This window comes from Bacillus silvicola (genome assembly GCF_050524305.1).
GTDB classification, from domain to species: Bacteria; Bacillota; Bacilli; order Bacillales; family Bacillaceae_G; genus Bacillus_A; species Bacillus_A cereus_AT.
On record NZ_JBNGVC010000012.1, the window covers coordinates 500,906 to 527,855 of the forward strand.

Below are 26,950 nucleotides of genomic sequence, written 5' to 3' on the forward strand. Positions count from 1 at the left end.
ATCATACAACATATAGTTCTAGTGTATTTATGAAAAATGTAACATTCCTGTGAAAGTTTTTTTAAAAATTAATGACTTTTTCATTTGTAAAAAAGAAATGTGCTCTTTACAAATGTATGGTACAATATACGGGAAAAACTCTTTTTACCCTTTATCAACACATTTGTATAAAGGAGACTGAACTCATGATTATTACATATCTTTTATTTATCGTTGCCTACTTACTTGGCTCGATTCCGTTTGCATTAGTCGTTGGAAAAATTGGCTATGGAATTGACATTCGTGAGCATGGAAGCGGTAATTTAGGCGGAACAAATACATTCCGTACACTAGGGAAAAAAGCGGGTTTTATCGTTACAATTGCTGACATTTTAAAAGGTACATTAGCAACAAGTCTACCGATTATTTTCGGGTTAGATGTTCACCCACTATGGTTTGGATTAGCAGCTGTTCTTGGACATGTATATCCAATCTTCGCGAAATTCCGCGGGGGGAAAGCAGTTGCAACTTCTGCTGGGGTGCTATTATGCTATTCACCTATTGTTTTTGCAATATTAGCTGTTGTCTTTTTCAGCCTTTTATTTACAACAAGATACGTATCACTTTCTTCTATGGTAACAGCTGTCGTTGCTGTTATTGCATCAATTGTTAGCGGGGATAAAATCTTCATTATTGCGATGTGTTTATTAGCAGGTATGGTTATTTATAAACACCGTGCAAATATCGGGCGAATTATAAATAAAACTGAACCGAAAGCAAACTTTTCAAAAAAGCAAAAATAAGATCGTAACCCACATAACGCAAAAAGAAAACGTGAAGCATATTAATAGCGTCTTTTTGCGTTATTTTTTATACTAAAGAAAAAGCAACATAATTTGGAGGAACTATACATGAATCTTTCCGTAACAAAAGAAGCAGCACAATGGTATAAAAACGAATTACACTTACAATCGGGTGAAACACTACGCCTTTTCGTACAATACGGCGGTTGCAGTACTGTACAAAAAGGACTTTCTTTAGGTATTCGTAAAGATGACCCTGCGCACCCTGCTGTTCAAACTCAAGAAGAAGGTATTAACTTCTTTATTGAAGGCGATGATGAGTGGTTCTTCGATGGACATAATTTATCTGTTACATTTAACGACGGTGATGATTTCCCCCAATTTAATTATGAAAAATAAAAAAAGCGTGGCTTCTGCCACGCTTTTTTTATTTCTTTTTAATTTCCTCATATTTCGCATACCACTCAGGATATAATTTTTTAAATGATACAGGGCGGAACCCTTCTTTTTTCGCACAAATATTCGTTGTACTTGCAGTAATGCAAAGCTCACCATCACCGTTATATATTTCATAACCATATACAACACGAAGCGGGCTCACAGTATCAATCCACGTTTTCACAATTGCTTTTTCTCCGTAACGCATCGCTTTACGATATGAAATTTGCAAGTCTAATACAGGAGAAATAATTCCCTCTTTCTCCATTTCAACATATGAAAATCCTAATTCTTGTATAAGTTTAGTGCGCCCAAGTTCCAGCCACACTAAATAGTTTGAATGGTAAACAACACCCATCTGGTCTGTTTCCGCATAGCGGATTTCAACTTCATGTTCTGCTACAAACATTTCTATTCGCCTTCTTTCACTTCTGCTACCTTGCATACATTTAATCATAATACAGTGGAATCAAAAATAAAATAAAAACAGTGAATCTTTTACCGAAAGGGGCAAGTATATGATCCAAATTGTAACTGTTCGTAGCGGTGATAGTGTTTATGGTTTAGCATCAAAGTACGGATCTACACCTGAAGAAATTGTAAAAGACAATGGACTAAATCCAGCTGAAACACTCGTTGTTGGTCAGGCACTTATTGTTAATACAAAAGGCAATAATTATTATGTACAGCCTGGTGACAGCTTATATCGAATTTCTCAAACGTATAACGTTCCTCTCGCTAGCTTAGCTAAAGTTAATAATCTTTCATTAAAATCTATTCTCCATGTCGGCCAACAATTATATATACCAAAAGGTACAAAACGAGCAGTAGAATCCATCGCTTATTTACAGCCTTCAACAATACCGATAAAAGAAAGTTTAGTAAATGCTACACGTGCTATTAATCCATTTTTAACCTATTTAGCCTACTTCAGCTTTGAAGCAAAAAGAGACGGCACTTTAAAAGAACCAACGGAAACAGCGAAAATCGCTAATATTGCAACGCAAGGTAAAACCATCCCTATGCTCGTTATTACAAATATCGAAAACGGGAACTTTAGTCCTGAACTAACATCTGTTTTGTTGCGTAACCCAACCATTCAAAACAAATTTATTACTAACATTTTGCAAACAGCTGAAAAATACGGCATGCGAGACATTCATTTTGATTTCGAGAATGTAGCACCTGAAGATCGCGAAGCGTATAATCGTTTTTTACGAAATGTGAAAACACGCTTACCTAGCGGGTACACATTAAGTACAACGCTTGTACCAAAAACAAGTTCCAATCAAAAAGGGAAATTTTTTGAGGCTCATGATTATAAAGCACAAGGGCAAATTGTTGATTTCGTCGTCATTATGACATACGACTGGGGTTGGCAAGGCGGACCACCGATGGCGATTTCTCCTATCGGGCCTGTGAAAGAAGTACTTCAATATGCAAAATCTCAAATGCCACCACAAAAAATTATGATGGGGCAAAATTTATATGGTTTCGATTGGAAACTTCCGTTCAAACAAGGAAATCCACCCGCAAAAGCAATCAGCTCTGTTGCAGCTGTTGCACTAGCTCGTAAATATAATGTTCCTATCCGCTATGACTTCACGGCTCAAGCTCCTCATTTCAATTACTTTGACGAAAACGGCGTACAACACGAAGTTTGGTTTGAAGATTCACGGTCCGTTCAAAGTAAATTTAATTTAATGAAGGAACAAGGTATAGGCGGTATTAGCTATTGGAAGATTGGCCTACCATTCCCACAAAATTGGCGTTTACTCGTTGAAAACTTCACAATCACGAAAAAGGGCTGACATAAGTCAGCCCTTTTTTCATATTGCTGTTGAAAATACACCTTTAATTCCCTCACAAAAAAGAAGAATGATAATATCCTTCTTTTCTAACCGTTATCTACAATTGGTTGTTTGCCAGTTTGGTCTTGCATTTGCTTCCCTTTATTGCCACCAGCTTTTTTCGATTGTGTTCCAATTTGATTTGGTGCAAAGTCTTTTGAATTCTTTTTCGGATTACCCATTACTATCGCCTCCTTAACACTAGTATCGTACTAGTGTTAAGAATTATTCAGCCTGCTTAAAAAGTTTCATTTCATAACGTTTTTCAATACGTTCTTCAATTCGATCGATTGCATCACGATCGCTTAATAATTGTTGTTTATTTTCATTTACAAGTTCTTCAAACGATTTACGGCGACTTCTTCTCATGCTGCTCACCCTTTCTCCTTTGCTTTCTTACTACATAGTATGAGCAAATGAAAAACTCTTTAATCAGATTTGCAAGAAAATTTTATGTTTTAGTACTCCTAAAAAAACTCCGTGTACAATATTTTGCACACGGAGTTTTTTTATACCATAACATTTAAATACTCTTTCAGTTTTTCATCTGCATTCTTTTCATTTTCTTTATAATCATGAAGCGCCTGTAATACAAAATCATACTGTTCTAAAATATAACTTTCTAATTTCAAGACATCCTCTAAGTTATTAAGCATAATTCTCGTATTACCAACTTCACTTTTTAACGCCGGTTCACATTTTAAACTCGTACATATTCCCTTGACATCATCTTCTAATATCTCTGTTAATACGTATTTCTTTCGCCCTTTTACCTTTAATCTCATAACTGGATAAAAAGCTTTTATATCTAGATAACTACCTACGTTCATACAACGTAGCCATTCTACATTTCGTCTATTACGTACAAGTATCTCTTTCACTGCTTCGTATACCGCAGTTTCATCAAGTACGACCTTATTTACTTTTCGTTTCCCATCTACTTCAATAGATGCACATTTTTGATAAACAGCCGCGCACGTAATACAATCGTCAAATGCATTATGAGAACTTAAGCGAATTCCAAGCATTCGCTTTAACGTTTCAAGTTTATGATTAGGTGCGTGCTTCATATATTTCTTAGCTAAAAACACCGTATCAATTACTTTATTTTTAGGCTCAGGTAATCCAAGCATATTTACATTACTTTTCAAAAAACGCATATCAAAAGAAGCATTATGAGCCACGATAACATTTGTATGTAAAAACGCTAAAAATAACGGTAACACTTCTTCAATTGTCGGTGCATCCGATACACGATAATTTGTAATACCTGTTAAACTCGTAATTCGGCTCGGAATTGGACGCTCCGGATTTACATATGAAACAAACTGATCTACCAGTTCATGATTATGATATTTCACTGCTGCTACTTGAATAATTTTATCATTATAAGGGTTAAACCCTGTTGTTTCAAAATCAATTACAACATAATCTAACGGTAAGGATATATTCCCCACTCCAAATACACTCCTTTTTCTCTAAACGTTTATATTTCTTTTATCATATCACGAAGCTTTCACTACTTGAAAAAGAAAAGGCAGAAATGATTATATTCCATCTCTACCTTTTCATCGTTATTTTAATTTAGCAATCCGTTTCTCCATCTCTTTTTGAGTCATCGGTCCAATGAACTTATCTTGAATGACACCTTTTGTATCTATAAAATACGAAGTTGGTATGGTAATTACTTTATAAGCTGTTGTCACATCAATGTTCTTGTCCAATAAAATAGGAAAAGTAATTCCTTTTTCTTTAGCAAAATTGCTTACCTTTTCTTCTCCCCCACCTTTTTCTGAAGGCGTATAATTTATTGCTAAAATTTCTACTTTTTCTTTATGTTCTTTATAGAAAGCCTCCATATCAGGCATTTCTTGCTGACAAGGCCCACACCACGTTGCCCAAAAATTTAAAATCACTTTCTTTCCTTTTAAATCAGATAACTTTACATGCGTTCCATCTAACTTAGTTAATTCAAAGTCTGGCGCACTCTTCCCTATTTCAATACCATTCCTTGCAATCATCTCTTTCATAGCAGCTTCACTTTTTTCTTGCTTCCCCTGTACCGCCTGATCTTTTTTACCAAACTGTTCATAAGCCGCATATCCCGCTAAACAAAGTAACACTGTAATAATCGTAAGCTTCCGCCACATTTTATATCACCCTAACGTGTTTTTCTTCTTATAACATAATCACAAAGATACTATATACCTTATTTTAGCTTATACGGACAAGCTTGGAAATATTCACATTCGAAATAGTTAGAATATTTATAGTATAGATGAAATATTTACCTTTTTATCATATAATTAGAAATAAATACAAAACCTGCGAGGTGATATGTATTTTGCAATTACTTATCAACCCTTTTACTTTTGTTTTCTTTACTTTACCATTACTATGCATTTGTTTTAGCGGCTTACTATACAAATTCAAATGGGCTGCTATTATTATTTCTTTTACTGTTCCACTTATTTTTTTCATTATCGTCTCGGGGTTTGATATACACCTAACTTTACAAAACTTAGACGTTTGGATTATTTATAGTGCTGTTTATTCTGTACTTTCCTACATAATAGCAGCTCTAATACGAAGAAAACTGCACATGTAAAACTTTCAAAAAGGGGGATTTTTATGAATCTATTTGAAAAAATACTATTATATATTCTTAGTTTTATATTTTCCCCAATCGGGATTATCACTTGGATCGTCTCGCTCTTCAGTAAAGATCCTGAAAAAAAGCAAGTTGGGCGTATTTGTCTCTTTATCGCTTTAATCTCATTTATCCTTTTAGCCGGTCTCGGTATTCTTAGTTTCTTCACGATGACTACCACCACTACTATACAATAGTTATAGAAAGGATGATTGTTTTGGGAGAGCATCCTATTAGTAAAGAACTTCGCTATATACGAATATGTTTAGTTGTTTTAGTAATCGTTCTTTTATTTTTCAACAGTGAAAGAGTCGTTAAAATTTCTACAAATCATGATGCCGTAGAAAACGTTTCAACCAGTAATATGACACAAATTGCTGAAAATACATTTGCTATCCAAGAATATAATCCATCACTAAGTAGCGAACATACGGTCAAAATTTTCAAATATAATCCGGATACAAATCAACTTACTCTAGTCAAAGAGTTTAGTACTAACGATCCAGAGTCTTATACGTATCAACTTAATAAGAGTGAATAAAGATAAGAGCGCTATATAGCTCTTATCTTTTTACTAGCATCTCTTTAAACAATGACTTACAAGTTAATAATTCTCTAGGATCCCCACATTCCACAATACTCCCATTATTCATGACGACAACTCGATCCGCTATCATCGCCCTCTCAACATCATGTGTCGTCACAATTCTCGTTACATTCCCTCCTAGCCCTTTCAGTATATTCCAAACCACTTCTTGATTGTTCGGATCTAATCCCGAAGTTGGTTCATCTAAAATAATGAGATTCGGATTTGATACAATCGCTCGCAATAACGCCAGACGCTTTCTCTCTCCTCCCGAAAACTCTTCTCCGCTTTTATGTAGTACAGTCTGAATACCTTCAGATAACCTCCAAATAATCGGCTTCGCATTTACAAGTTCAATATTTTTTTCTAATTGTTTTTCTAGGCGCTCTTCCCCGAAATACATATTCTCTTTTACTGTCGTTCGAAAAAAACGAGGTTCCTGCCATATAGTAGTCATACAAGCTTTATTACCATAATAAGCAATACTACCATTAGATGGTTTATATAAGCCCGTGATTAATTTTAAAAGCGTCGTTTTACCTGCACCACTTTCCCCCACAATGATAACGAGTTCGCCAGGATTAATTTGCAAATGAATTTTTTTAATTCTACATCTCTCTTCACCGTTCTCTTGAAATGAAACATTTGTTAATCTGATTCCTATCGCTCTTTCTACATTTCTGTATTCAGCCTGTATATCTAAAAAACAAAAAACTCGATTTGCCGAAGCGATTGCGACTTGCGTCATCATCAATAAATCACTCGCATAACGAACAGGGAAAAAAAGCATCTCAATTGTAGCTAATACTGCAACGAGCGATCCAACTTCCATATCCCCTTTTATTATTTTTTGTGCTCCTATAATAAGAACAACTATATACGCGACCGTTTCAATCACCGTTCCAACTATTCCAATGCAATGTTGCATCATCGTCTTCTTTACTTCCGTTTTATAAGATTGTGCTGTTACTCCTTTAAATAAGTGAATTGCCCATTTTTCTTTTTGTAAACTCCGTAAATCTTGTATACCTTTTACAAACTGTGACACCATCTCTACAACACTTGATTGATTTTTTTGAGAAATATCCGCAATATTCCTTACCTTTTTCCCCATAACCATTGGAACAATTGCGCTTAAAAATAAAAACGGAGTTATCCACCATATAAAGTCTATTTCTATATGTTGTAGCGCTATGATTGCACCAATAAATTGCGCAAGTGCATGAATATATTCGACTAATATAGATCCATATAACCTTACCCAGTTCGGGATATCAGAAACGACTAATGTTTCTAGCTCTCCTTGTTTTACCTTCTCGCTTTCTTCAAATGGTAATAGGAAAAAATGACGCAATACATCTATACGCTTCTCTCTTAATATTCGCTGACTCGCTTTTGAGCTTACATAATCAAATGAAAGATTGTTCACCCACATTAACAAGCGGCTGACTGTAAACAAAGTAATGTAAAGATATGCTCCCTTCAGCTCTCGTTGAATAAGATTATCTACAATTAGCCCCATAAATAGTGGCCGAGATAAATTTAAAATAGCTGCAAAAAGTCCACTGCATACAGCTGCTATTACTAATAATTTTTCTTTCTGTAACGGTAACAATATTCTTTTATATTCTTTCATGATGTTCCCTCCATTTTTATAGTAAAAAGAAAAGGATGAAACCAAATGGTTTCATCCCTTTCCATAAAATAAGGAAGCTAACAATTGTTAGCTTCCTTATCGTTTATTTCAATTATTTAGTTCGACACTTTAGACTCTTCAATTTTCTCACGAAGAACCATTTGCAGGATACCACCGTGACGGTAGTAGTCAATTTCAACTTCACTATCGAAACGAGCTACTACTTCAAATTGTTTTTCATTGCCATCTGCATCGGTTGCAACTACTTTTACAAGATCGCGTGGTCTAACTGTTTTGTCAATTTGAATTTCAAATGACTCGTTACCAACAAGACCTAACGTTTCAGCGCTGTCGCCATCTTTAAATTGAAGTGGTAATACGCCCATTAATACTAAGTTACTGCGGTGAATACGCTCGAAGCTTTCTGCGATTACTGCTTTAATGCCTAATAAGTTTGTACCTTTCGCAGCCCAGTCACGAGAACTTCCCATACCGTAATCTTTACCAGCAACAACTAGAAGACCTGTTCCATCTTCTTTATATTTCATAGCAGCATCATAGATAGATGTTACTTCACCAGTTGGCCAATATGTTGTATATCCGCCTTCTGTTCCTGGTGCGATTTGGTTTTTAATACGAATGTTTGCGAATGTACCACGCATCATGACTTCATGGTTACCACGGCGAGAACCGTAAGAGTTAAAGTCAACTGGTTGTACACCGTTTTCTAATAAGTAGCGTCCAGCTGGTGTATGCTTACCGATTGAACCTGCTGGTGAGATGTGGTCTGTCGTTACAGAGTCACCAAATTTACCAACTATGCGTAAACCTGATAATGTTTCAACTTCACCTGGCTCTTTAGATAAACCTTCAAAGAATGGTGGGTTTTGAATGTATGTTGAGTCATTATCCCAAGTATATAAAGCTTCATTTGAAGTTTGGATTTCATTCCAACGCTCATTGCTGTTAAATACTTGCGCATATTCTTTCTTGAACAGTTCAGATGTAACAACATTTTGAACTACGTCTTCAATTTCTTTAGCTGATGGCCAAATATCGTTGAAGTAAACAGCATTGCCATTTGCATCTTTACCGATTTCATCATTTTTCAGGTCAATATCAACAGTACCTGCAAGTGCATATGCCACAACAAGTGGTGGTGATGCTAAGTAGTTTGCTTTTACAAGTGGGTGAATACGACCTTCAAAGTTACGGTTACCAGATAAAACAGATGTTACTAATAAGTCGTTTGCTGCGATCGCTTCTTCTAATTCATCTGCTAATGGACCAGAGTTACCGATACAAGTCGTACAGCCGTAACCAACTGTTTGGAAACCTAATTGATCTAAATACGTTGTTAAACCAGATTTATCTAAGTACTCTGTAACAACTTTAGATCCTGGTGCTAATGATGTTTTTACGTACTCAGGTACTACAAGTCCTTTTTCAATTGCTTTTTTCGCAACTAGACCTGCTCCAATTAATACGTATGGATTTGATGTATTTGTACAGCTTGTAATTGCAGCGATTGCAATTGCACCTGTTTTCATCGTTACTTCTTTATCTTCTAATGTAACCTTCACTTCTTTATCAAACTCTTGCTCATTAAATCCAAGTCCTTGTGTTCCGACTGGTGCTACAACAGCTTTGTGGAACGCATCTTTCATATCTGAAAGTGGAATTAAATCTTGTGGGCGTTTCGGTCCAGAAAGGTTAGATTCGATTGTATTTAAATCAATTTCAACAAGATCAGTGTAAATTGGATCTTTACTGTCTGCTGTATAGAATAAACCGTTCGCTTTACAGTATTCTTCAACAACGCGAATTTGCTCTTCATCTCTACCTGTTAAACGTAAGTATTCTAATGAAATGTCGTCGATTGGGAAGAATCCACAAGTTGCACCGTATTCTGGTGCCATATTTGAAATTGTTGCACGGTCAGCTAAAGGCATGCTCTTTAGTCCGTTACCGAAGAACTCAACGAATTTACCAACTACACCTTTTTGACGTAACACTTGCGTTACTTTTAATGCAACGTCTGTTGCTGTAGTACCACTTGGAAGTGTACCAGTTAATTTCACACCGATTACTTCAGGTACTGGGAAGTATGAAGGCTGTCCAAGCATTCCTGCCTCTGCTTCAATACCACCAACGCCCCATCCAAGAACACCGATACCGTTAATCATTGTTGTATGTGAGTCTGTTCCAACTAATGAATCCGGGTATGCAACTAAGTCACCTTCAGTATTTTTCACAGCATGAACAACTGGTGCTAAATACTCAAGGTTTACTTGGTGTACGATACCTGTTGCTGGCGGAACTGCACGATAGTTATCAAATGATTTTTGTGCCCAGCTTAAAAATTTATAACGTTCTTCATTACGTTTAAACTCTAAGTCCATGTTGAATGCAAGCGCGTCTGCCGTACCCGCTCTATCAACCTGTACAGAGTGGTCAATTACAAGGTCTACAGTAATTTCCGGATTAATTTTATCAGGATCTCCGCCCATGTCTGCCATTGCTTTACGAAGTGAAGCCAAATCTACAACAGCTGGAACGCCAGTGAAATCTTGTAAAATTACACGAGATGGTTTAAATGGAACATCGATATCTTGCACATCTTTCGTTCCCCATTTTGCTAAATTTGTAACATGCTCTTCTGTAATTACGTGTCCATCTACTTGACGAAGTACAGATTCAAGTAAAACTTTCACGGAATATGGTAATTGAGATACGTTGCCAACCCCTGCGTTTTCAAGCGCTTTCAATTGATAATAATGATACGTTTTTCCATCTACTTCGAAAGTTGCACGTGATTGAAATGGATTATGTTTGACCATTATGTTTCCCCCCTGTTAAACGTGACTAAGTTGTCTGAATATAAAATGTAGACAAACTTTTCAATACCTTACGATAATATCTTATTACAACTTTCTAAATAAGTAAATAATAAGAAACTTATGGATTATCATAAGTTTTCTTTATCTTTCTAAATTTGAATAGTGTCCATGCTCTTTATGAATACTATTACCATAAAGTAAAGCGCTCTTTCAGCGTTTTACTTTACGTTCATATATGCTATGAACAACTCATGGTTCGTCTATAAAAAAACATTATAGAGGTGTGAAAAATGAATAAACGAAAAGCAAATCATACTATTTCAGGAATGAATGCTGCATCCGCACAAGGGCAAGGTGCTGGCTATAACGAGGAGTTTGCAAATGAACCTTTAACACCAGCAGAGCGACAAAATAATAAGAAACGTAAAAAGAATCAGTAACAAAAAAACCCAAAAGGTATGTCTGCCTTTTGGGTTTTTTTCTAATGTTTATAACGTAATAACTCCGAAACGGTTACAAATCGATACCCCTGCTTTTTAAGCTCAGGTAAAATTTCCGATAACGCCGCCACTGTCTGACTACGATCACTACCTCCATCGTGCAGCAGTACAATATCTCCACTTTTAGCATGTTTCACAACATGATTTACAATGGATTCAGTACCTGGGTTTGCCCAATCACGAGGGTCTTGATGCCACGACCATAGAACAGTTTGATAACCAGCTTCTTTAGCTGTTTTAAATACAGCATCGTTAATATATCCGCCTGGAGGACGGAATAACAAAGGTTCTTTCACCCATTTTTCAAAATATTTCTTTCCATCTAAAATATCATTTTCTAATTTCTCATCTGATGAATTATTCGCATACAAATGATTCATCGTATGATTTCCAATTTCATGCCCCTCTTTTAGCACTTTCTTTACTAGATATGGATTACGCTGAACTCGAAATCCAATCATAAAAAAAGTCGCTTCAGCTTTATATTGACGTAATAAATCCAATATTTGTGGTGTATAAGTTGGATCTGGTCCATCATCAAATGTAATTGCAATAATTTTTTCATTATTAGGTACTTCCCATGTTACATAGCCAGTTGGTTCTAGCTCTTTTCTGAGCAACATTTTCGCTTCCACTTTTTCCACTTGAAATATATGTACTGCGCAAATTAAAGAAAAAATTAGTAGAACAATTTTTTGTTTCTGCATATTAGCTCTAAAAGTTTTGAGGTTGTTGAATTCACAACAAGCTCATTTACTTTTCTAATTGATCTACATTTCGCATAATATTTTGGAGATTATTTTCGTATTGCTCAAGTTGTGGACGTTGTGTTTCCGAAGCTACTTCTAGCGCATTTTGAATCTGTTCATACGCTTCCTGGACCTCTTGGCGTAACTCTTTTAAATCATGACCGTAGTTCGGATCATTTTTCACGATATTGTTAAATGAATTTTCTGCTTGTGTAACTCCTTGCTGTGCAGCTTGAAAAGCTTGTTGTTTATCTTTATGATATGGCATTATATGATCCCCTTTCTGTAATAGTTAGTCCCATTTATCTTTACCCTTTTTTCTAAAAACATTCTCGTATAAATTCGCAAACTTCTCTCATTCTAAATAGGAAGAGGAGGTGTTATATACAATGGGCAAAAACAATCGTGAATCTAAAGAAAAAAAAGGACAACCTGAGCCATTAAGCGGATCTCATAAAGTAAAAAACCGTAATCATTCTCGTCAAAAAAATCATGCGCATCATGATATGTAAAACAAAACATTCACACTAGCTACCTTTGCCACATACAATGTTTATATTTTTCCATTTATTCTTCACCCCTGGCTCATTCATGCATAACATAGTATGAATTGAGATTTTACGGAGGGTGTCTTACATGGGCAAGAAAAAGAAGGATTGTCTTTTTCATGTTGATGGTTTCGAAGAATGGATGGATCAATTTTGTTCTGATTCTTGTAGTAATTTTAGTTTTCCAAATCAAATTCATATTGACCTTTGTGAAACAGAACAAGAATACATTCTGGAAACAGATGTACCAAATGTGACCGAACAAAATGTACTCATTAAAAAGATGGAGACAGGCCTAAACATATGCATACTTCATAAAAATACTTCTTTACAGCGGATCATTCCTTTACCCGCTAATATTATTTATAAGAAGATGCTAGCCTGCTTAGAGAATGGATTTTTAGCCATTCATATTTCCAAAAACGAAGTTGCCGATAAGCATGAAAAGAAGGTTCTTTTTTCAAATTGAGAGTTAACATAAATACAAAAATAAGCCCCAGTAACTTGCTGGGGCTTATTTTATTTCGCATGCATTTCTATATTAAAATTTCTATCATATCTTTTTTTCAATAAGCCTTTTGTAACTAAAAGTACAGGAAATGCTACAGTTGAAAATATAGCTAGCGCTAAAAATACTACAAATCCATTTTGGTACCCGTAATAATCGAGAAGTACTCCTCCAAACCAAGGACCAATTACTCCTCCAATTCCTGAAAAGCCCATCGCTCCGAAGTATGTTCCTTTCAGATTGGAATCAGCGATTTCATCAATAAATACATCTGTCATTGAAAACATTAACACTTCTCCAAATGTAAAAATAATGGTACAAATAGCTGCCCCTAACATAGATTCTACTAGTCCAAACCCAAATAATCCTCCGCTCACAAATAAAGTCCCAACCATAATTGATGCTAACGGTGTATACTTTTTACACATTTGAATAACAGGGTATTGAATAACTACTACTGTAATTGCATTTAAAGCTAGCATATATGAGAACAACTTCACTCCATCCTGAAAGATTTGTGCATTTGCAAAATATTGAGATACTGTCGTCGTTAAATGTGAAAAGCCACAATTACTCAAAATAATACCGACTAAAGCAACTAAAAATACTACATCCTTTCGCAAAATACGAATAGCACTTAACATTGTAACAGGCTTTTCTTTATTTATTTTCTTTCGTTCCAGTGGATACTTCTTAAATTGGAACGCCAATATAGCTGTATATAAAATGTATACTCCAGCTGCTACTAAAAAAGGAATTGTTGATTTTGCGCTTCCAATCTGTAATCCGACAAGTGGGCCAATCGCTACTCCAACATTTATTGCACCATAACGCAAATTATATACGAGTAAACGATACTCTGGTTTCGTTAAATCAGATAATAAGGCTCTTGACGTCGGTTCAAAAAAGGACCTACATAATCCATTCAAAGCATTTAATAAAAAGAAACTTAAAACATGATCTGCAACTGAAAAACCTATAAATACAAACACCCAAACGATCATGGACCATATTATAATCATCTTTCGGCCGAATCGATCCGATAAATTCCCTCCGATAAAACTAGCAAAAACTCCAACAAGTGCACTCGTTCCGATAATAGCACCCGTCATTCCAGCTGATACCCCTTTAACAGTCGTTAAATAAATTGCTAAAAATGGAATACTCATTGACGTGGCGAACCTCGCAAATAAAGTCCCTATTATAATTGTCATTCCTAACGGATGAATATTTTGTAACTTCCCCTTCATCTTCAAACCTACTCTCCCTGTTCTTACATAAAAAAAAGAAAGCAAAGGATGGAGTGACCCCTGTCAAGTAGACAGTATTCAAAAAACACAATTAAGCAACCTGAGTTCTATATTTATATGGACTCAGGTTATTTAGTTTCTTTTGGAACCTGTGGTGATTATAAAAGTATATATATTTGCGCACAGCAAACTTAACCTCATCAGCTGTGCGGAAAGAGTATAGGTGAAAACACTCTGACTTAAAGTGACTGAAGAAGCTTTCTATACAAGCATTGTCCCAACAGTTCCCCTTTCTGGACATACTAGCCTTCATCTGATATTTTTTGAGTAGTTGAGTATATTGACGAGATGTGTACTGGAACCCCTGATCACTATGCAGGAGAATCCCTTTCACGTTTCGTTTTTTTCTTGCCTTTTTAAGTGTGTCTAGTACTAGTTTCAGGTCATTTCTACGGCTAATTTCATAGGCAACAATTTCATTGTTGTATAGGTCTTTAATAGCGGATAAGTACAATCTCTGTCCATTGAAAATCAAATAGGTAATATCTGTTACCCATTTTTCGTTTGGTTTGGAAGCTTGAAAATCCCTGTTCAGATGGTTATCTGAAATCACGTAAGCCTCTTTCTTCCCGTAATAAGGTCGTTTTCTCCTAATAATGGCTTTGATACCTAGTTCACCCATCAACCTTTGTATACGTTTGTGATTAAAATGAAGGTTATAAGTAGCTTTCAGCCAAACTTGTACTCTCCTGTATCCATAAATCCCTTTAAGTTTTTTATGACACTCCAATACCTTCTTTTTTATTTCGGTATCCTCCAATTGTTTTTCAGAAGGCATCAACTGTCGCTTTATCCATTTGTAGTACCCACCTCTAGTTACTCCAGCGATATCACATAGAATGGTAACTGCATAACCTTTTTCTGATAGCCCTTTGATGGCTTCAAACTTCTTCGTTTTTGGTACAGATTCCACTCCTCCTTTTACATCCCTAAGAGCTTTTTTAACATTTCATTCTCCGCTTCTAATCGTTTCATTTTAGCTTCTGGATCTTCTGGATTGGTTTTTGGTCTACCTATACCTGGACCTTTCGTTTTACCACGTTTTTCTTCTAGTCCTTTGATACCTTCAGCTTCAAAGTGTTTCACCCAACGTCTTACTACCGAGTGATCAATTCCTAATTCTTTAGCAACCGTTTTGTATCCCATTCCTTCTTTCAAGTATAAATCTACTGCTTTTTTCTTAAATTCTATATCATAAGTTACTCTAATTTTGCCCATAGAAAAATCCCCTCCATAGTAAACAGATTAATGTGCTTTCTTTTTACTGTCTACTATAAGGGGATCATATCAGGATCTGCTTTCTTTTCCCTTTTTATACTTGAGATGTTTGTACCCGAGCTGTTCTCGTTATGTCCATATCAATTCCATATGTAAACTGTAATTCCTTACAAACATCTTTAATTAAAATTGCGACATTATACGCTTCATTAAATTGTAAAACTATGCTTTCTACTTCTTCGTATGTATACTTATATTCTCCTGTAATGACACTTTTTAAATCAAAGCATTCATTAATACAAAGTTGTACAAGTAGTTGGTCATATTTTTCTAGTACATCTTCTTTCTTCCAAAGTAACTCCTTTACATATAACCGATCAAATTTCACACTTTCTCGGTTACAATCCGTTAAAATCCGGGTCATTTCATTTAGTTCTCGATATAATTCAGAAATATTTCTGCTTAAACTAAGCAGTTTATCTACGCCGTTTTCATATGACATATTCATTCCACCCCCGCATTTTCTTCTTATTATAGCAAGAAAATTCTAAAAATAGTTTCTTTCTTCTGAAATATTAGGAAACTAATTTCAATTGCTTTACAATGAAACTAGCTAACACGAAAGGGGAAAGAAAATTGGAGAAAAAATTATATTACATCGACGCTTATAAGAAAGACTTTACTTCTAAAGTTATAAAGCAAGATTATAGTACAGAAGGAAACTTATATGTTGTCTTAAGTGAAACCGCATTTTATCCAACAGGCGGCGGACAACCACACGACACTGGAACTTTAAATGGTATTCCGGTAAGTAACGTTGAAGAAGTAAATGGAGAAATTCGTCATTTCATAGTAGAACAATTACATACAGAAGAAGTAGAGGGGAAAATAGATTGGGATCGCCGTTTTGATCATATGCAGCAACATACAGCTCAGCACATTTTATCTGCTGCTTTTTGGGATTATTTTAACATACCAACAATTGGGTTCCACCTCGGAAAAGAAACGATAACAATTGATTTAGAAACGGAAAATCTGCATGCAGAAACAGTTGAAAAGGCTATGCAAATTGCCAACAAAATTGTTTTTGAAAACCATCCGATCCGTATAAAGTGGATGAACTTAGAAGAAGCGAAAACATTACCTCTTCGCAAAGAACCGACTATGACAGAAAATATACGCGTTGTTATTATCGAAAACTATGATTACAACGGCTGTGGCGGAACGCATCCGAAACACACTGGTGAAGTAGGTCCTATTCAAGTACTAGGATGGGATCGCAATAAAGGTGGTATACGCTTAACGTTTATCGCTGGCTGGCGCACACTAAAATTAATGGGTCAACAACAACAAATTATGAAAGATGTTTCTAAACAATTAAACAGTAGCGAAGCTGGTATTCCAGCAAAAGTATCCCAACTTCTTACATCCCAAAAAGAAAACGAAAAAGCACTACAAACAATGAATGAAAAACTATTATTTGCAGAAGCGAATGAACTATTGCAACAGCCAGAAGGAATACACGCTGGAACACTTATTTCTAAAGTATTTATTAATCGTTCCATGCAAGAAATCGCAAAACTTTCCGCTATCATTACAGAACAACAAGAGCATGCAATTACATACTTCGTTATTGAAAATGAGGACAAATTACAATGTATTCTTGCTTGTGGTAAAGCAGTGACACTCGATATGAATGCTCTTTTAAAAGAGGCCCTTCCTATAATTGAAGGAAAAGGCGGAGGAAATAAAAAGAGTGCTCGTGGTGGTGGGAGAGCGATTATGGCTGGGGATGAGTTTTTAAATCAACTTGTTTCTTCTTTACAGTCAGCAGTGTAAAACATTTTAAGGAGATGGCGTCTAGTCAAATTTCAAACTAGAGACATCTCCTTATTTTTTTGCATCCTACATAGTAATACGGTAAATGAAATTACAGGAACGACATTTCGACAAGAGATATCGATTTACCGACAAAAATCGGTATTCTAAGTAGTTGATATTTACAAACCAATATTTTGTTTTAAACCTTGATAACTTCCTGCATTCAAGAAGTTTTCAGATGCAAGTTTAGTAAATTTATCAGAAAAACCATAACTACTTAATTCTTCTATCGCTACCATTTGTACATCATGAATTGGGTTGAGATCATATTCATTAGACGGAAGCGTAATTTCCCCTGTAATCCTTTCAAGCAGAAACGTAATATGCAATAAAGATGGGCTAGCATCTGGTTTATCACAAACATAGAGTAGCTTCTTAATTTTAACTTCTAACCCTGTTTCTTCTCGCATTTCCCGAATCATTGCTTCCTCTAACGTCTCACCATTCTCTACCCTTCCTCCAGGTAAAGACCAATTGCGATTAGCAACTTTTTGCTTTACTAGTAACACCTTTTCATCTTCAGTTAAAATTCCGGTAACACGAACTTGCATTACATTTTCCATATGTAATCTCCTCTTCCCATTATATTTACAAATTAATCCTTCCACAAAAAGAACGTATGTTTTATAATTAAAGAAAATTATGGAAGAAAGAAGTTGTTACATTCATGCGTCCACCTTTAACAAAGTCTATATCACTTGAAGATTTCCAAAACTATTATTGGTTAAAAGCAGAACTGCAAACATTTTGTCGTGAACATGATTTGCCAGCTAGTGGCTCTAAGATCGAAATAACCGAGCGTATCTCCCATTATTTAACTACTGGTAAAATATTAAAAAACAGCTCCGGTCAAAAGGTGAGTAAAGCCTCCCTATCCTATAAAGACCTTTCCCTTCAAACTATTATTACTAACAATCACCGCTGTAGCGAAGATGTTCGTGCTTTTTTCAAAGAAAAAATCGGAGCAAACTTCCGCTTTACAGTAGCTCTTCAACAGTTTTTTAAAGAGAATGTTGGAAAAACATATGAAGACGCGATAACGTTTTGGTACGAAGAAAACGAACGTAAAAAAGACCCATCCTATAAAACAACTATCGGCACACAATTTGAATACAATCGTTTTACTCGTGACTTTTTCGAAGATCCAAATAACAAAGGAAAATCAAAAACTGATGCTATCGCTGCTTGGAATGAAATAAAAGCAAAACCTGGTAGCAATGTTTATACTCCTCAAAGAGTAGAAAACTAGTGTAGGAGCTAGTCTTCTATTTTTTCAAATAATAGAGCAAGCCCTATCCCGCCCCCAATTCCTAATGTCGCAACTCCATATTTCATATGCTCTCTTTTAGCCTGATAAAACAAGCGTGTTACAAGCATAGATCCAGACGCACCGTACGGATGCCCGAGCGCAATTGCACCACCATTTACATTTAATTTTTCGTACGGAATTTGTAACTCCTTTGCACATGCCACAATTTTTGAAGCAAATGCTTCATTTATTTCAAAATAATCTATATCCTCTACTTTTACATTCATTTCATTTAATAATTTATTCACCGCAAATATCGGACCAGTTCCCGGAAGATTTGGATCCACTCCAACTACAGCACTACGAACGAAACGAAGTACAGGCTTGTATCCTAATTTTCGGGCTTGCCCCTCTTCCATTACAAGAACGGCACATGCCCCATCATTTACACCGCACGAATTACCTGCCGTTACTGTACCATTCTGTAAAAATGCCGGTTTTGTTCTTTTAATGATTCGTTCATAATTCATTTCTAGCTTTATAGATTCATCTAACAATCCATTAAAAAACAATATTTCATCATGTATATATCCTTTTTCTAATGCTTGCAGTGTTCGTTTATAACTGAGGCAAGCATACTCGTCTTGCATTTCCCTCGTTATGTTATAACGCTCTGCAACATATTCAGCCGCTACTCCCATGTCAGGATCACCAATTGTTTCAGGCGAAAACCTCGCTCTATTTTGAAAAGGTGATGTACTTGTACTTTCTACTCCTCCTGCAATATAACAATTACCTGCCCCGCCTTGAATGAGATGGCATGCGGTACGAATGGCTTCCAATCCAGCACCGCATTGCCGATCAATCGTTACACCAGGTAGATGATAACCGAGCCCTGCTTCTAAAGCAGATAATCTTGCAACGTTACCTCCTGGTCCAACAACATTTCCTAATATGACATCATCTATTTCTCTCTCAATTCCTTTGCTTAAAAACGTAAGAAGTGGCGTTGCTAATTGCTGAACTTCATAATCTTTCAACATCCCGTTTTTTTTACCAATAGGTGTTCTTTTCGCTTCTACAATAACCGCCCTATTCATATATCTTCTCCCGGTTTTCAATCATACTTTTTGCTTCGATACGAGCAATCTTCCCACTATTTGTATAAGGTATTTCATCAACAAAGTGCCATTCTTTCGGTATTTTAAAAGATGATAATCGTTGTAAGCAAAAACTCTTTAATTGTTGCTTTGTAGCACTTCCTTTTACGATAGCGACAGGCTTTTCACCCCAATAACTATCTTTTATACCGACAACAACAATTTCTTCAACAGCTGGATGCGTATATAGCAAACTTTCTATCTCTTCTGGGTAAATATTGATTCCTCCAAATAAAATCATGTTCTTCTCTCTACCAACAATATATATAAAGCCTTCTTCATCTTGGTAGCCCACATCTTGTACTGTCATCCAACCATCTTTGGTCAATTGCGGGATTATAGCTCCATCCGATACATAGCCCATAAAAAACTGATCACTTTTCACATACAAAGTTCCTATCTCACCTGTCTGTACCTCTTCTCCTGCTTCATTACATATTCGAACTTGTACATTATGACAAGGTTTCCCTACTGAAGTCGGCTTTCTTTCACTCTCTTCATCGACCAATGCCGTTACAAAGCTTAGCTCAGACGCACCATAAAACTCATATCTTTTTGCATAAGGCAACATATTCTTCATCTTTTCTTTCGCTTCAGCTTCCCATTTTGCTCCTGACGAAATAATTTTCATTTCACTTTCAATTACTTTATTTTCTTTATACAAAGACTCAAGCATTGTAGGAACTGTATACATTACAGAAATATTCTCTATCTTTATACTAGATAGCACTTGAACTGGTACAAATTTTCTCAATATGTGTACCGTTTGCCCTAGAAATAATGAACTTATTGCCCCGTATAAAAAAAGAGAATGAACGAGCGGCCCAGCTATTAAAATAGAGTCTTCTTTTTTCATATGAAAGTCATGTACATTACAATCAAAACTATGAATCCACGATTGTTGTGCACGTAAAAATGCTTTTGCCTTCCCAGTCGATCCGGATGTAAATCCCATATAAAAAGGAGCATGATGTACATTCTCTACAGGGGAATATGTAGGAAGATATTTCTCTATCATTCTCTTCCACTCACCAATTTCAATTACTCTTCCTTCTTCACCCGGTAGATCATTTACCTTATATCGCTCTGTCACAATCATATCCGGATTACTGATTGCAATTCTTTCTTCAAGCTCATCCTGTTTCCACTTTATATCTAGTGGTACACAAACCCACCCGGCCATAGCAGCACCAGCAAATAGTTGTAAAAACTCCATACTATTTTCTAATACAATTGCTACCGTTTTATTCTTCGATTCTTTTTCATGCAACCAGTTTGCTACTTTACAAACTGACTCAAACCACTCTTTATGTGTTAAAACTCTATCATTTTCCTTAATCGCTATTTTATTTGGTTGTAAAGAGACATGCTTTTTGTATTCTTTTGTAATCCCCATATGAGACGTCCTTTCTTTACAAAATAACAAAAAGAAACACGCAATTAACGTGTTTCTTCTCTTTCTTATCCCGCATTTGTATATTTTCCATTCTTTAAAGCGGGCGTAATAATGTGTTTCAATGAACGATGTAATTTTGTCACGAGGATTGCTGCTATAATCGCTTTTATGCAATCACCTGGTAAAAACACGATACTTACTTTCATCGTTTTCCATATGGAAATATCCATTACGAAAGCTTGTACAATAATACCAAATACATAAACAACGAAAATACCACCAATTATATTAATGCATAATACTTTTATAATAGAAACTTCACGTAAACGCTCAATTAAATAGCCAATTACAAATGCTCCTACAATATAACCAAGTAAATATCCTGCACTTGGACCAAAAAATACTCCAAGGCCTCCACGCCCGCCAGCAAGTAGTGGCGCTCCAACTCCGACAATAAGTAAGAAAATAAGCTGACTCAGTGCACCAAGACGTGATCCTAACAGTCCACCCGCAAGCATAACTCCAAGCGATTGTAATGTAATAGGAACTGGTGTAATAGAAAGAGCGATTGGAGGTATTAACCCTAGTACTCCCATAATAGAACTAAATAAAGCGACGAAAACTAAATTTTTTGTATTCATATTTGCTTCTCCTGTTTGTAAACTTAAATTCCATTTTAGATAACATATTATAGGAGTTATATTATCTTTCCGCTTAATTTTTGTCAACTTATTTTCAAAGAAAGTTAACAATTAAACTTATTTTATTTCTCTTTATGTAAATGCTCCAGTTCTTTCCGGAGCGTTTGCTTTAAAAACTTCCCAACAGATGTTTTCGGTATTTCTTCCATAAATACAATATCATCTGGTAACCACCACTTCGCAAACTGTGGTTTTAAAAACTCATATAGTTCTTCTTTTGTAACCGTACTATTTTTCTTTTGAACAACGCAAGCAATTGGTCGCTCTTGCCACTGCGGATGGGGAATTGCAACGACAGCCGCTTCAAATATAGCATCATGTGCCATTAAAGCATTTTCAAGATCAACTGAGGAAATCCATTCTCCTCCGCTTTTAATAACATCCTTCGTACGATCAACAATTTTCACGCAACCTTCCTCATCGACTGTAACGACATCGCCAGTATATAACCAACCGTCACGGAACCCTTCCACCGTACGTTCATCGTTATAATAGCTTGCAGCGATCCAGGGTGCTCGTAAACATAGTTCTCCCATTTCAGTACCATCCCACTTCACTTCACCCTCTGCACCAACTACCTTCATCTCTACACCAGGAACAAGATATCCTTGCTTCGAACGAATCTCAAGTTGTTCTTCATACGCTAAATCTGTTTCATAACTTTTTAGACGTGCAAGCGTTACAAGTGGACTTGTTTCAGTCATGCCATATGCATGTACGAAAGGAACATTATATTTTTGCTCAAACGCTTTAATAACGCTTTTCGGTGCAGCTGCGCCTCCGCATAGTAATCTCGTTATACTAGATAAATCATAACTATTATTTTCTAACTCTTGTAAAACACCGAGCCAAATTGTCGGCACACCTGCAGCTATCGTTACTTTTTCAGTTTGAATCATTTCTAATAAAATTTTCGGCGTAAACATCGGCCCCGGAAGAACTTGTTTTGCCCCAAACCAAGTAGCCGCAAAAGGAAGTCCCCAAGCGTTCACATGAAACATTGGTACAATAGCCATTGCTGCATCACTTTCCGATAAAGCTGTCGTATCCGCTAATCCGAGTGCCATACAGTGCAACACTGTACTACGATGTGTATAAACAACCCCTTTTGGATTCCCTGTAGTCGCTGACGTATAACACATACCAGCAGGTGTAGTTTCATCAATATCCTTTACAAATTGGAAATTTGGATCACCCTCTGCTAATAGCTTTTCATAATGATATACAGGCTCCAGTGAAGTATTTGGAAGTTCATCTTTATCAGTCATAATAATGTAGGCTTGTACAGTTGATAATTCTGATTGAATATTTTCAACAAGTGGTACGAGATCTTCATCAATAAGTAGAATTCGATCTTCTGCATGCTGAATAATGTATGAAATATGTTGAGGAGATAAACGAATATTAATTGTGTGTAAAACGGAAGCAATACCCGGAATAGCAAAATATGCTTCTACATGTCGATGATGATTCCACGCTAACGTCCCTACACGTTCGCCTTCTTGAATCCCAAGCTTTTTTAACGCACTAGAAAGTCTTCTCGTTCTTTCTCCTAACTGCTTATACGTTAATGTCGTAACTGTATCATGTGTGCGTGAAACGATTTCTTTCTTTGGGAATAACTTTTCTGCTCTTTCCATCATAGAACTAATTGTTAGCGGTACATTCATCATCATATTGGTTACATCCCCCTTTAAAGCGTTTTCATTTTTCGTTTATTATAACAGACTTCCACAAATAATTACGACATTTTTCTGTATTTTCTGAATTATTTCTTTGGAAATAATTCAGAAAATACTAAGAGAAAATATACTAAAATTCCTTCTTACGATATATAAATACCGAAATAAAAAAAGAAAAGATATATATGATAACGCCAAATATTGTATATAAAATTGAAACGTATACAGATGAATTTAAATTTGATATTGGAAATTGGTCTATTAGATAACCAATTATACCTTGTAATCCAAAATAAGTAACAAGTCCCCCACATGCACCTCCAATTGTAATAGCATCAGATTTTTCTGCTCCAAAAACATAGAGGAGTGGATAGGCTATTGCTCCGGCATTAAGAATGATGAAGGTCCCTAAAGAAACACTCTTAAATATACCATCATCAATTGGTGTACCTGAAACTAAACCATGTACATAAAATATGCCATATGATAATAAAGTACCTATAATTACAACTAAAAAATAGAAAAAGTAGTGGCTTTGCACAATATTACTTCTAGTAACTGGTAAAGTAAGTACATACTTTTCATAACCTGACTTACTCTCATATTTAATAACTTCAAGTGCAGGAATTGCAGCAAATAAGATAATGAACGTAGCAATTAAGCGGTACATGGAAGCATCACCAAAATAAAAAACGACTCCGGCTCCCAATATCGCTATTCCCATAAACATAAAGAAAGTTCGATACACTAGATAATAGTTTGTCAATAATAAACCTCTCATTTATTTTTCACTCCTCGTTAATAAGACACTCATTTCTTCTATCGAGATGGTTCTATGAGCAATACCACTTGGTAATTTATGTACATCTGATACGAGTACATTGAAATAAGAACCATGGCTCCTTCTGGCCACAACTATATCTTTGTTAATTAAAGCTAGTTGTTCCTCATCAACATCTACAATGGAGTAACTTTTCAAAACTTTATCCTTTTCTTCGTTCAATAAAATTTCTCCATCTTTTATAATGATAAGATGGCTAGCTATTTTTTCTACATCACTCATAATATGAGAAGAAAGTAATATACCACCATTACTTTTACTCACAAAACTTTTTAATTCCTCTAACACTTCCTCCCTAGATGAAGGATCAAGACCTCCCGTCGCTTCATCTAGGATTAATAATTTGGCATTATGCGACAGCGCAACAGCTATAGTTAGTTTCATTGACATCCCACGCGAGAATTTACCTACTTTCTCATTAGTAGATAAAGAGAAAGTATTAACTAATCTATAAAAATTAGCTTGGTCCCAAGATTCAAACATCTTTTCAAAAACCTTATTTAGTTGCTTTATTGTAAGATGAGCCGGTAGATTCATAGCATCAAATACAACCCCTATCTTTTCCTTACTCTTGGCATCTTTATTTATATTTTCTTCACCAAATATTTTTACCGTACCGCTATCTTTAGAAATTAATTCTAGTACTGTTTTAAAGGTTGTTGATTTCCCTGCCCCATTGTCACCAATGAATCCAACAATTGATCCAGGCGGCACATTGAAGGAAACATCTCTTAAAACAACTTTGTTTCCAAATGATTTACTTAAATTTTCAATTTCTAGAAGATTTGACATCATTACACTCCTATCTAAACTTTTCATAAAAAATCGAATAAAAATAAGTTTTCTCCTATTAAAAATTATCCACTTTTTCTCTCACTTTCTTTTTCAGTTTAAAAATAAGACGATTACTATATTCTTTATTTTCTACTAAAATTCGATACATCTCCCACACTCCTACAACACGAACAAAAAGATAAACTCCGATAGCAATAAGTACAACACAGTACGGATAATACTGCACTAATTCGCCTGAAGTGATATGTTTTTTCTCAAACAAAAACGGGATTGCGCCTGCGGCTATAAAACAAAATCCAACAATCATCACTGCAGCATACTTCTTCTTAATTACTTCATATCTTTTTGTCAATTCTTTTAGAAAGTTTTGATCAAATAGTAGTTCTTCCTTTTTCAATACATTGTATCGACTCTCTTCTATCGTTGCAGGTACCATCATTGCTCCAATTCCAAGGACAGCAATGATAATGACAAGGAATGTCGACATTGTTGCATTTTCTTTAAATAATAAATACGGTATTGTAGATAAAATCAGCAAACTAAACCCTAACGCTATATATTTAGAAATTTTTTGTCCATACACTATATACCCTTCTGCCATTTCTTTACTTACGTAATAGCCATCTACATTTTCATTACTTTGCTCAGCAGTTTCTTTTAATAAATAGTCGAGTGATACTTCAAATACATTTCCAATCATTATTAACTTTTCAGTTTCAGGAAAACCTTGACCGTTTTCCCATTTACTAACCGCTTGCCTTGTCGTATTTAATTTTTCAGCTAACGCCTCTTGAGAAAGGCCCTTTTCCTTTCTTAATTTAAAAAGCTTTTCACCAAATCCCATATGTGTATCCCCCTTTGTTTTCTTAGCTAAATTGTATGTAAACATTGCCCTTACCTCTATCTTCCTGCGGTTGCACTTTGTCAACTTACGGTTGCGATTGTGTTATTTAGCGGTTTTATATACGATTTAGCTATTTTCCCCATGATTATGGGGTGTCAATAAAATAACCATCTCAATAACCAATTATAACAATTAAAGGTAATTATTGTTATAAAGAAATCAAAAAACTCCCTTATTCATTTAAAGGAGTTTTCGCTATGAAATATTCCAAGAAGAGCTAATTTTTCTTCCTCATATTGATTCACAATTTCTTCTATACATTCTTGTATGTCGTGCAACAATTAATAAGCATCCCACACAGTATAAGTTGTCATCTCTTTATACAAGGCATACCCATATATATGTAAAATATTACTCCTATTAAATTCCCTAATAAAAACACTTCTCAATAATCATAACGGCTTCTGCTTAAACTTTTCATAATGTCGTACTTTTAATAAAAGGATATTCCCGCAATCTGTACAAATATAAGCATCCACTGGTGAAGATGTGAACATCGTCTCCTTTTTCCGTATTTGTGCATATCCGACAAACTCACCTTCTCCTATGTTTTGAGAACCACAATTAGAGCATGTCTGCACGTCTTTCTGTTTCATGAGAGCACCACCTTTAATCTGTTTCTACTCCCTTCGACGGTTAACTTCCATTTCCCTTCCAAAAAACTTCTTATCCTCTTACATTTCAACAGGAATCTCAGAACATAAAACGTATATGTACTATGAAATA

Annotated in this window: 32 protein-coding genes and 1 pseudogene; 10 read left to right on the top strand and 23 right to left on the bottom strand. The window is 35.5% G+C overall.

From position 1 onward, the window contains the following. Positions 1-185: 185 nt before the first annotated feature. Positions 186-782: a glycerol-3-phosphate 1-O-acyltransferase PlsY gene (plsY, locus tag ACP6L7_RS14380; protein ID WP_097829060.1), complete on the top strand. Its 597-nt coding sequence runs from the start codon at positions 186-188 to the stop codon at positions 780-782. Between the two features lie 108 nt (positions 783-890). Continuing rightward, positions 891-1,181, top strand: a complete 291-nt coding sequence (locus ACP6L7_RS14385) for a HesB/YadR/YfhF family protein (RefSeq protein WP_097829061.1) — start codon at positions 891-893, stop codon at positions 1,179-1,181. 28 nt (positions 1,182-1,209) lie between these two features. Here the strand turns inward: ACP6L7_RS14385 and ACP6L7_RS14390 are convergent, their stop codons facing one another. Beyond that, on the bottom strand, positions 1,210-1,629 hold the full coding sequence (locus tag ACP6L7_RS14390; RefSeq protein ID WP_000495819.1) for an acyl-CoA thioesterase: 420 nt from the start codon (positions 1,627-1,629) through the stop codon (positions 1,210-1,212). 109 nt (positions 1,630-1,738) lie between these two features. Between ACP6L7_RS14390 and ACP6L7_RS14395 the strand changes: the two genes are divergently transcribed. Then, the gene (locus tag ACP6L7_RS14395; protein ID WP_097829062.1) at positions 1,739-3,031 is read left to right on the top strand and encodes a glycoside hydrolase family 18 protein; all 1,293 of its coding nucleotides are present in this window, start codon (positions 1,739-1,741) and stop codon (positions 3,029-3,031) included. Positions 3,032-3,117: 86 nt separating this feature from the next. Here the strand turns inward: ACP6L7_RS14395 and sspN are convergent, their stop codons facing one another. The 4 genes from sspN to ACP6L7_RS14415 all read right to left on the bottom strand — a co-directional run bounded on the left by sspN (position 3,118) and on the right by ACP6L7_RS14415 (position 5,220). Continuing rightward, entirely contained in the window at positions 3,118-3,252 is a 135-nt protein-coding gene (sspN, locus tag ACP6L7_RS14400) for an acid-soluble spore protein SspN (protein WP_000527988.1), read from the bottom strand. Between the two features lie 43 nt (positions 3,253-3,295). After that, positions 3,296-3,439, bottom strand: a complete 144-nt coding sequence (locus ACP6L7_RS14405; protein WP_001254699.1) for an FbpB family small basic protein — start codon at positions 3,437-3,439, stop codon at positions 3,296-3,298. 140 nt (positions 3,440-3,579) lie between these two features. Further along, a complete protein-coding gene (locus ACP6L7_RS14410) occupies positions 3,580-4,527 on the bottom strand; it encodes a 3'-5' exonuclease (protein WP_097829063.1) in 948 nt (315 codons plus the stop codon). A 117-nt stretch (positions 4,528-4,644) separates the two neighbouring features. After that, entirely contained in the window at positions 4,645-5,220 is a 576-nt protein-coding gene (locus tag ACP6L7_RS14415) for a redoxin domain-containing protein (RefSeq protein ID WP_097829064.1), read from the bottom strand. A gap of 481 nt (positions 5,221-5,701) precedes the next feature. Between ACP6L7_RS14415 and ACP6L7_RS14420 the strand changes: the two genes are divergently transcribed. After that, the gene (locus ACP6L7_RS14420; RefSeq protein ID WP_097829066.1) at positions 5,702-5,917 is read left to right on the top strand and encodes a hypothetical protein; all 216 of its coding nucleotides are present in this window, start codon (positions 5,702-5,704) and stop codon (positions 5,915-5,917) included. 11 nt (positions 5,918-5,928) lie between these two features. After that, the gene (locus ACP6L7_RS14425) at positions 5,929-6,261 is read left to right on the top strand and encodes a YmzC family protein (RefSeq protein WP_430529289.1); all 333 of its coding nucleotides are present in this window, start codon (positions 5,929-5,931) and stop codon (positions 6,259-6,261) included. Between the two features lie 22 nt (positions 6,262-6,283). On the opposite strand, the gene ACP6L7_RS14430 is transcribed toward ACP6L7_RS14425, so the two are convergent. Together ACP6L7_RS14430 and acnA are read right to left on the bottom strand one after the other, a co-directional pair. Beyond that, entirely contained in the window at positions 6,284-7,942 is a 1,659-nt protein-coding gene (locus tag ACP6L7_RS14430; RefSeq protein WP_141536796.1) for an ABC transporter ATP-binding protein, read from the bottom strand. Between the two features lie 116 nt (positions 7,943-8,058). After that, on the bottom strand, positions 8,059-10,782 hold the full coding sequence (gene acnA / locus ACP6L7_RS14435; protein WP_097829069.1) for an aconitate hydratase AcnA: 2,724 nt from the start codon (positions 10,780-10,782) through the stop codon (positions 8,059-8,061). Positions 10,783-11,072: 290 nt separating this feature from the next. Here acnA and sspO point away from each other — a divergent pair, with 290 nt between their 5' ends. Next, positions 11,073-11,222, top strand: a complete 150-nt coding sequence (gene sspO, locus ACP6L7_RS14440; protein ID WP_097829070.1) for a small acid-soluble spore protein SspO — start codon at positions 11,073-11,075, stop codon at positions 11,220-11,222. A 41-nt stretch (positions 11,223-11,263) separates the two neighbouring features. Here sspO and pdaB read toward each other — a convergent pair whose 3' ends face one another. Together pdaB and ACP6L7_RS14450 are read right to left on the bottom strand one after the other, a co-directional pair. Then, positions 11,264-11,989: a polysaccharide deacetylase family sporulation protein PdaB gene (pdaB, locus tag ACP6L7_RS14445; RefSeq protein ID WP_141533353.1), complete on the bottom strand. Its 726-nt coding sequence runs from the start codon at positions 11,987-11,989 to the stop codon at positions 11,264-11,266. 46 nt (positions 11,990-12,035) lie between these two features. Beyond that, complete coding sequence (locus ACP6L7_RS14450; protein WP_001146300.1) at positions 12,036-12,299, bottom strand: hypothetical protein; 264 nt, start codon at positions 12,297-12,299, stop codon at positions 12,036-12,038. A 121-nt stretch (positions 12,300-12,420) separates the two neighbouring features. On the opposite strand from ACP6L7_RS14450, the gene ACP6L7_RS14455 reads away from it, so the two are divergent. Together ACP6L7_RS14455 and ACP6L7_RS14460 are read left to right on the top strand one after the other, a co-directional pair. Beyond that, on the top strand, positions 12,421-12,543 hold the full coding sequence (locus ACP6L7_RS14455) for a small acid-soluble spore protein P (protein WP_000517651.1): 123 nt from the start codon (positions 12,421-12,423) through the stop codon (positions 12,541-12,543). A 124-nt stretch (positions 12,544-12,667) separates the two neighbouring features. Then, a complete protein-coding gene (locus ACP6L7_RS14460; RefSeq protein WP_141533354.1) occupies positions 12,668-13,048 on the top strand; it encodes an Hsp20/alpha crystallin family protein in 381 nt (126 codons plus the stop codon). A gap of 50 nt (positions 13,049-13,098) precedes the next feature. Here the strand turns inward: ACP6L7_RS14460 and ACP6L7_RS14465 are convergent, their stop codons facing one another. From ACP6L7_RS14465 to ACP6L7_RS14480, 4 genes are all read right to left on the bottom strand, one after another. After that, the gene (locus tag ACP6L7_RS14465) at positions 13,099-14,337 is read right to left on the bottom strand and encodes an MDR family MFS transporter (RefSeq protein ID WP_097829072.1); all 1,239 of its coding nucleotides are present in this window, start codon (positions 14,335-14,337) and stop codon (positions 13,099-13,101) included. A 91-nt stretch (positions 14,338-14,428) separates the two neighbouring features. Then, positions 14,429-15,310 carry an IS3 family transposase gene (locus tag ACP6L7_RS14470; RefSeq protein ID WP_430528867.1) on the bottom strand — a complete coding sequence of 294 codons (882 nt, stop codon included), beginning with the start codon at positions 15,308-15,310 and terminating at the stop codon, positions 14,429-14,431. A gap of 8 nt (positions 15,311-15,318) precedes the next feature. After that, positions 15,319-15,615, bottom strand: coding sequence for a transposase (locus ACP6L7_RS14475; protein ID WP_000516528.1), 297 nt, complete (start codon positions 15,613-15,615; stop codon positions 15,319-15,321). A 94-nt stretch (positions 15,616-15,709) separates the two neighbouring features. Beyond that, positions 15,710-16,117, bottom strand: coding sequence for a hypothetical protein (locus ACP6L7_RS14480; protein ID WP_141533355.1), 408 nt, complete (start codon positions 16,115-16,117; stop codon positions 15,710-15,712). Positions 16,118-16,251: 134 nt separating this feature from the next. Here ACP6L7_RS14480 and ACP6L7_RS14485 point away from each other — a divergent pair, with 134 nt between their 5' ends. After that, a complete protein-coding gene (locus tag ACP6L7_RS14485; RefSeq protein ID WP_170961009.1) occupies positions 16,252-17,454 on the top strand; it encodes an alanyl-tRNA editing protein in 1,203 nt (400 codons plus the stop codon). A 161-nt stretch (positions 17,455-17,615) separates the two neighbouring features. On the opposite strand, the gene ACP6L7_RS14490 is transcribed toward ACP6L7_RS14485, so the two are convergent. After that, positions 17,616-18,059 carry an NUDIX hydrolase gene (locus ACP6L7_RS14490; RefSeq protein WP_097829075.1) on the bottom strand — a complete coding sequence of 148 codons (444 nt, stop codon included), beginning with the start codon at positions 18,057-18,059 and terminating at the stop codon, positions 17,616-17,618. Between the two features lie 104 nt (positions 18,060-18,163). Here ACP6L7_RS14490 and ACP6L7_RS14495 point away from each other — a divergent pair, with 104 nt between their 5' ends. Next, positions 18,164-18,745, top strand: coding sequence for a DUF6434 domain-containing protein (locus ACP6L7_RS14495; RefSeq protein ID WP_097829076.1), 582 nt, complete (start codon positions 18,164-18,166; stop codon positions 18,743-18,745). A gap of 8 nt (positions 18,746-18,753) precedes the next feature. Here ACP6L7_RS14495 and ACP6L7_RS14500 read toward each other — a convergent pair whose 3' ends face one another. The 9 genes and pseudogenes from ACP6L7_RS14500 to ACP6L7_RS14540 form a co-directional block, all read right to left on the bottom strand. Then, positions 18,754-19,845 (bottom strand): acetyl-CoA C-acyltransferase, encoded by a 1,092-nt coding sequence (locus ACP6L7_RS14500; RefSeq protein WP_097829077.1) that lies wholly within the window; start codon positions 19,843-19,845, stop codon positions 18,754-18,756. Beyond that, entirely contained in the window at positions 19,838-21,301 is a 1,464-nt protein-coding gene (locus ACP6L7_RS14505) for an acyl-CoA synthetase (RefSeq protein WP_430529290.1), read from the bottom strand. Before ACP6L7_RS14505 ends, ACP6L7_RS14500 begins: the two co-directional genes overlap by 8 nt. Before the next feature lie 65 nt (positions 21,302-21,366). Then, positions 21,367-21,942, bottom strand: coding sequence for a biotin transporter BioY (locus ACP6L7_RS14510; protein WP_097829079.1), 576 nt, complete (start codon positions 21,940-21,942; stop codon positions 21,367-21,369). Between the two features lie 122 nt (positions 21,943-22,064). Next, positions 22,065-23,678, bottom strand: coding sequence for a long-chain fatty acid--CoA ligase (locus ACP6L7_RS14515; protein WP_097829080.1), 1,614 nt, complete (start codon positions 23,676-23,678; stop codon positions 22,065-22,067). A gap of 136 nt (positions 23,679-23,814) precedes the next feature. Then, positions 23,815-24,465, bottom strand: coding sequence for an ABC-2 transporter permease (locus ACP6L7_RS14520; protein ID WP_097829081.1), 651 nt, complete (start codon positions 24,463-24,465; stop codon positions 23,815-23,817). After that, a complete protein-coding gene (locus ACP6L7_RS14525) occupies positions 24,466-25,317 on the bottom strand; it encodes an ABC transporter ATP-binding protein (RefSeq protein ID WP_097829082.1) in 852 nt (283 codons plus the stop codon). It lies immediately after the preceding gene. Between the two features lie 58 nt (positions 25,318-25,375). Beyond that, complete coding sequence (locus ACP6L7_RS14530) at positions 25,376-26,164, bottom strand: helix-turn-helix domain-containing protein (RefSeq protein ID WP_097829083.1); 789 nt, start codon at positions 26,162-26,164, stop codon at positions 25,376-25,378. Positions 26,165-26,427: 263 nt separating this feature from the next. Further along, positions 26,428-26,538, bottom strand: a pseudogene (locus ACP6L7_RS14535) (GNAT family N-acetyltransferase); the annotation flags it as partial. A gap of 78 nt (positions 26,539-26,616) precedes the next feature. After that, complete coding sequence (locus ACP6L7_RS14540; protein WP_000810209.1) at positions 26,617-26,820, bottom strand: hypothetical protein; 204 nt, start codon at positions 26,818-26,820, stop codon at positions 26,617-26,619. Positions 26,821-26,950 lie beyond the last annotated feature (130 nt).